Origin of the sequence: Actinoplanes subglobosus, assembly GCF_042650585.1 — a bacterium.
Classification (GTDB): domain Bacteria; phylum Actinomycetota; class Actinomycetes; order Mycobacteriales; family Micromonosporaceae; genus Actinoplanes; species Actinoplanes subglobosus.
This window is the reverse complement of sequence record NZ_JBHSBL010000011.1, coordinates 1-4765: the sequence shown is the minus strand read 5'-3', so window position 1 is coordinate 4765 and position 4765 is coordinate 1. Positions and strand designations below refer to the sequence as shown.

Sequence of the window (4765 nt, the reverse complement as noted above, 5' to 3'; positions counted from 1 at the left end):
CGGTCTGAAAGTCGACCACGACCAGCGCGGCGAGGCCCGGCAACTGCCCGCCGTGGTGGACCTGGCCGCCTACCGGATCCTGCAAGAAGCGCTCACGAACGCCCAGAAACACGGCACCGGCACCGCCGCCCTGACCGTCGAATACCGCACCGGCCAGGTCGCCGTCCAGGTCGTCAACCACGCCGGCACACCCGGGACCACCAGCGGATACGGGCTGCTCGGCATGCGCGAACGGGCCTCGGCCGCCGGCGGCACCCTGCATGCCGGCCGCCGCCCGGACGGCTGCTTCCAGGTCCGTGCCGTCCTGCCCGCCCCTGCCCCGAAAGAGCAACCGTGACGATCCGTGTCCTTCTCGCCGACGACCAGCCGCTGATCCGTACCGGCTTCAAACTCATCCTCGACAGCGAACCCGGCATCACCGTCGTCGGCGAAGCCTGCGACGGTGCCGAAGCAGTCGGCCTGGCCCGGACCGCCCGGCCGGACATCGTGCTGATGGACATTCGCATGCCGGAGATGGACGGCCTGGACGCCACCCGCCACATCGTCGCCGACGACACCCTCACCGGCGTGCGGATCCTGATCCTGACCACCTTCGAGAACGACGACAACATCGTCCGGGCGCTGCGGGCCGGCGCCAGCGGCTTCCTCGGCAAGAACGTCGAGCCGTACGACCTGGTCCGTGCCGTCCGCACGGTCGCCGGCGGCGAGGCCCTGCTGTCACCACACGCCACCCAGGCGCTGATCACCCAGTTCCTGAGCCGGCCCGAACTCGAACCGCTGCCCGACCCCGGACCGGCCGCGCTCGGCGGCCTCACCGACCGCGAGAAGGAGGTCCTGGTGCTGGTCGCACACGGCCTGTCCAACGACGAGATCGCCGAGCGGTTGTACGTGTCCCCGCTGACTGCCAAGACCCACGTCAACCGGGCGATGACGAAACTCGGCATCCGTGACCGCGCACAGCTGGTCGTGCTGGCCTACCAGCGCGGCATCGTCCGCCCTGGCGACACCCTCACCTGATAGGCCGTACTCCGGTCAGTGTGTGTGCCGATGTCGCCGGGCCCGCGCGTCCTGCCGTGCCGGGGCGGCGGTGGTAGGCATCCGCTGGGTACGACGTACGCCAGTACGGTGATCAGTAACCACACGCCGACCGTGCGGTAATTGATGGCGACGGGGCCGCGCCGGTCCGCTGGCAGCGCGACGCCCCGATACTGTCGGCGACCTGCACGGCACCGAGAGCACCGGTTCGGGATCCTTCGGCATAGCTGCCGGCCCGGTCTCGGCAGATCACACGAACCTCGGGATGCCCGGCCAGCCACTTCGCCAGGGTGGAGGCCTGCCGGTCAGGCAGCACGTCGATCGGCCGGTTGCGGGTGAGTAGCGGTTCGACCTCGTCAATAATGGGCGCTCCGGACAGGGCGGTGCGGCGAGTCCGGGTGAGATCCAGGCCGGGCAGGGATCGGGGCGGCCGGGATCGATCAGGGGCGTAGGCGGTGGTCGTGTCGGGTCGGCCGGCGATCAGGCGGACGGCGGCGATCTCCAGGATGGCTTCGTGGTCGCCGTCTTGTGCGCCGCTGCCTTCCAAGTCGAGGGCGACCAGGTTGGTCGTCTCCCGCCACGTTGTTGCCATCTCACCGCCTGGGCCGTACGGATGAGTCACTCGTCGTTGAAGTAGCGGTGTTGTTCGCCGAGGCCGTGGGGTCCAGGCATGGCCGTCCTCGAGGGCCGTCGGGGACTCGAAACCTGAACCTGATGGTCAAACGTCGGTCGTGAGGGACCCGACCAGAAGGCCCTCGTTGATATCGCGCGCCAGGGACTCCCCCATCGTCGCTACGTCACGCAGTCTTGCCTGGAATTCGGCGAGATGGCGGAACGCCTGCCCGTAGGTTCGCTGCTGGACGAGTGGCAGCACGGGGATGTCGAGGCGGCGGACGTCGAGCTGATCGTCAGCAACAACCCCACAACCTGAGGAGGACCATGAACACGATTGGTTTCATCCGCATCTGCGACTGCCGCAACGCATCTGTACGCACCGATGCCGTACCTGTTCGATGGTGCGCGGCGGTGGGGTTGCCTTGACCGGATGACACCCGGCAGCTACGCCCGGGTGCGCCTCGATCCGGCGTTGGGAACAGCGATCGCCGAGGCCTACATGGCCGCCCCGGTGCGAGATCCCCGGGCCGGCGCCGCCTACGCCGCGTTTCGGCGGGAGACCATCCGGCAGTACGCGTATCTCGTGGGCCGCGTCGAGTTCGGAGGGCTCGGGGTCACCGTGCGCGTGGGGGACGACGATCCGCATGTCGATGCCGGCGCCATGATCGATGATGTGGCGCGCCGCGAGCTCAAGGTCTTCGTGACCGCGGCCAGCGACAACCCGCATCCTCTACTCAGCGATGCGGAGAACGACATGTTCCGGGCGGTGCACGACGCATTCGGCCACGCGGCGATCGGCCGGGGCTTCGACAGCCATGGTGAGGAGGCGGCCTGGCTCAAGCACAGTGGCATGTATTCGGTGCTCGCCGGGCGGGCGCTGACGACGGAGACGCGGGGGCAGACGTGCGCGATGATGTTCCATCATCGCGGTGAGCGATTTGCCGAACAGAAGGCAGCGCTGCTGCCGCCGCAGTTCAGTGATCGGAAATCGGCGCAGTTGGTGGCAAATTAGCCCAGCTGGATGAGGTCTGTTGCGGACGAGGAGCCCGCGTGCCAACCGTCCGAGCAGCCTCGAATCCATGGAGACCAATTGTTCGTTCTGATGTGGTTCATGGTGCCGATGGGGGCAGCTTCTGGGTTGCTGCTTGTTGCTGGCGCAGTTGTTGCAGGGCGGCGGTGTCGTCGGCGAGGTCGGGGTGGCCGACCTGGCGGTCGAGGTCGACGACGTGTTCGAGTTCGCGGATCGCGTTGTCGAGGTCGCCGTGCACGCGGTGGATCATCGCGATGTTGTATCGGGTGACGGCTTCGCCGGCCCGGTCACCGACCTCCCGCAGGATCGGCAGGGCCTGCCGGAAGAAGTCGAGGGCCCGCCCACGATCGCCCAACCCGTCGTACACCATGCCGATGTTGTTGAGCGTAACGGCCTCCCCGGCCCGGTCACCGACCTCCCGCCGGATCGGCAGGGACTGCCGGTAGAAGTCGAGGGCCCGCCCACGATCGCCCAACCCGTCGTACAGGTGGCCGATGTTGTTGAGGGCGGCGGCTTCGCCGGCCCGGTCACCGACCTCCCGCCGGATCGGCAGGGACTGCCGGTAGAAGTCGAGGGCCCGCCCACGATCGCCCAACCCCTCGTACACCATGCCGATGTTATTGAGGGTGGCGGCTTCGTTGCCGCGGTTACCGACCTGCCGGTAGAGGGCCAGTGCCTGCTGGAAGTCCTGCAACGCCGGCTGGGGCCGGCCGGTCGCCTGCCGCGCCCGACCACGGTAGTAGAAGGCGCTGGCATCCGGACCCAGGGTCAGAGTCGCTGTGGCCAGCGCCTCTACATCAGCGAACCGGGAGACACGCAGCCATACCCGGCCCACCCGATCGCCGACGCCTTGGGCGATATCGGCCTGCCGTCCGGCTACTGCGAGCCGATGCACCTCAGCCCACCGGGCGATCGTCGCTGATCCCATGGTGGTCATCGCGAGGTGACGAGGATGGTGGTGTCGGCGTAGACGTAAGCCCGGTACCGGCCCGCTGTAACGCGGTCATCGGTGCGGACGGCGTGGCCGATCAATGTCATGGCGGCCACTGTACGTTCTGCTTCCTCGGAGACCAGTTGAGCGGACACCTCCACTGGTGACGGATTTCCGACGCACGGTCCGTACCGGTACCGCTGTTGGTGTATTGATGACGACCGGTGGATTCGACCAGGCCGGCATGCACGTCCTCGGGGCCCGCGCGACTCTCGAGGACGTGACAGTCCTATCGCGGTGTCGAGACAGGGAGTGGTCAGGAGTGGACAGCCCGGCATCCTTGCGGCCGCACTCACCTGTCTTCACCACACCGACGGCTGCCATCGCCCGGTGGGCTGAGGTGCATCGACTCGCGGTCGCCGGACGGCAGGCCGGTATCGCCCAAGGCGTCGGCGATCGGGTGGGCCGGGTATGGCTGCGCGTCTCCCGGTTCGCTGATGTCGAGGCGCTGGCCACAGCGACCCTGACCCTGGGCCCACACGCCGACGCCCTCTACCACCGTGGTCAGGCGCGGCAGACGACCGGCCGACCCCAGCCGGCGTTGCAGGACTTCCAGCAGGCCCTGGCCCTCTACCGGCAAGCCGGTGACCGCGGCAACGAAGCCGCCACCCTCAACAACATCGGCCACCTGTACAACGGGCTGGGCGATCGTAGGCGGGCCCTCGACTTCTACCAGCAGACCCTGCCCATCACACGGGAAGTCGGTGACCGGGCCGGGGAGGCCGCCACCCTCAACAACATAGGCACGGTGTACGACGGGCTGGGCGATCGTAGGCGGGCCCTCGACTTCTACCAGCAAGCCCTGCCGATCCGGCGGGAAGTCGGTGACCGGGCCGGGGAGGCCGCCACCCTCAACAACATAGGCACGGTGTACGACGGGCTGGGCGATCGTAGGCGGGCCCTCGACTTCTACCAGCAAGCCCTGCCCACCCTGCGAGAGGTCGGCAACCGGGCCGGGGAGGCCGCCACCCTCAACAACATAGGCACGGTGTACGACGGGCTGGGCGATCGTAGGCGGGCCCTCGACTTCTACCAACAGGCCCTGCCCATCCAGCGGGAGGTCGGCAACCGGGCCGGCGAAGCCACCACCCTCA

General features: G+C 68.3%; 6 protein-coding genes. 4 read left to right on the top strand and 2 right to left on the bottom strand.

Annotated features, from left to right (window positions below; translation table 11 throughout):
• A partial coding sequence (locus ACFO0C_RS11045; RefSeq protein WP_378066495.1) for a sensor histidine kinase occupies positions 1 to 337 on the top strand: 337 nt, incomplete at its 5' end.
• On the top strand, positions 334 to 1017 hold the full coding sequence (locus ACFO0C_RS11040) for a response regulator (RefSeq protein WP_378066494.1): 684 nt from the start codon (positions 334 to 336) through the stop codon (positions 1015 to 1017). The genes ACFO0C_RS11045 and ACFO0C_RS11040, both read left to right, overlap by 4 nt.
• Before the next feature lie 112 nt (positions 1018 to 1129).
• Here ACFO0C_RS11040 and ACFO0C_RS11035 read toward each other — a convergent pair whose 3' ends face one another.
• A complete protein-coding gene (locus ACFO0C_RS11035; RefSeq protein WP_378066493.1) occupies positions 1130 to 1627 on the bottom strand; it encodes a hypothetical protein in 498 nt (165 codons plus the stop codon).
• A gap of 405 nt (positions 1628 to 2032) precedes the next feature.
• Between ACFO0C_RS11035 and ACFO0C_RS11030 the strand changes: the two genes are divergently transcribed.
• Positions 2033 to 2662 (top strand): hypothetical protein, encoded by a 630-nt coding sequence (locus tag ACFO0C_RS11030; protein WP_378066492.1) that lies wholly within the window; start codon positions 2033 to 2035, stop codon positions 2660 to 2662.
• 97 nt (positions 2663 to 2759) lie between these two features.
• Here the strand turns inward: ACFO0C_RS11030 and ACFO0C_RS11025 are convergent, their stop codons facing one another.
• Entirely contained in the window at positions 2760 to 3617 is an 858-nt protein-coding gene (locus ACFO0C_RS11025) for a tetratricopeptide repeat protein (RefSeq protein WP_378066491.1), read from the bottom strand.
• A 394-nt stretch (positions 3618 to 4011) separates the two neighbouring features.
• Between ACFO0C_RS11025 and ACFO0C_RS11020 the strand changes: the two genes are divergently transcribed.
• Positions 4012 to 4765 (top strand): tetratricopeptide repeat protein (locus tag ACFO0C_RS11020; protein ID WP_378066490.1); only part of this gene is annotated, 754 nt, incomplete at its 3' end.

Bases quoted from the DNA above. Each gene is read 5' to 3' on its own strand.
- ACFO0C_RS11035 (WP_378066493.1), bottom strand. From the start codon at position 1,627: ATGGCAACAACGTGGCGGGAGACGACCAACCTGGTCGCCCTCGACTTG.
- ACFO0C_RS11030 (WP_378066492.1), top strand. From the start codon at position 2,033: ATGCCGTACCTGTTCGATGGTGCGCGGCGGTGGGGTTGCCTTGACCGG.
- ACFO0C_RS11025 (WP_378066491.1), bottom strand. From the start codon at position 3,617: ATGACCACCATGGGATCAGCGACGATCGCCCGGTGGGCTGAGGTGCAT.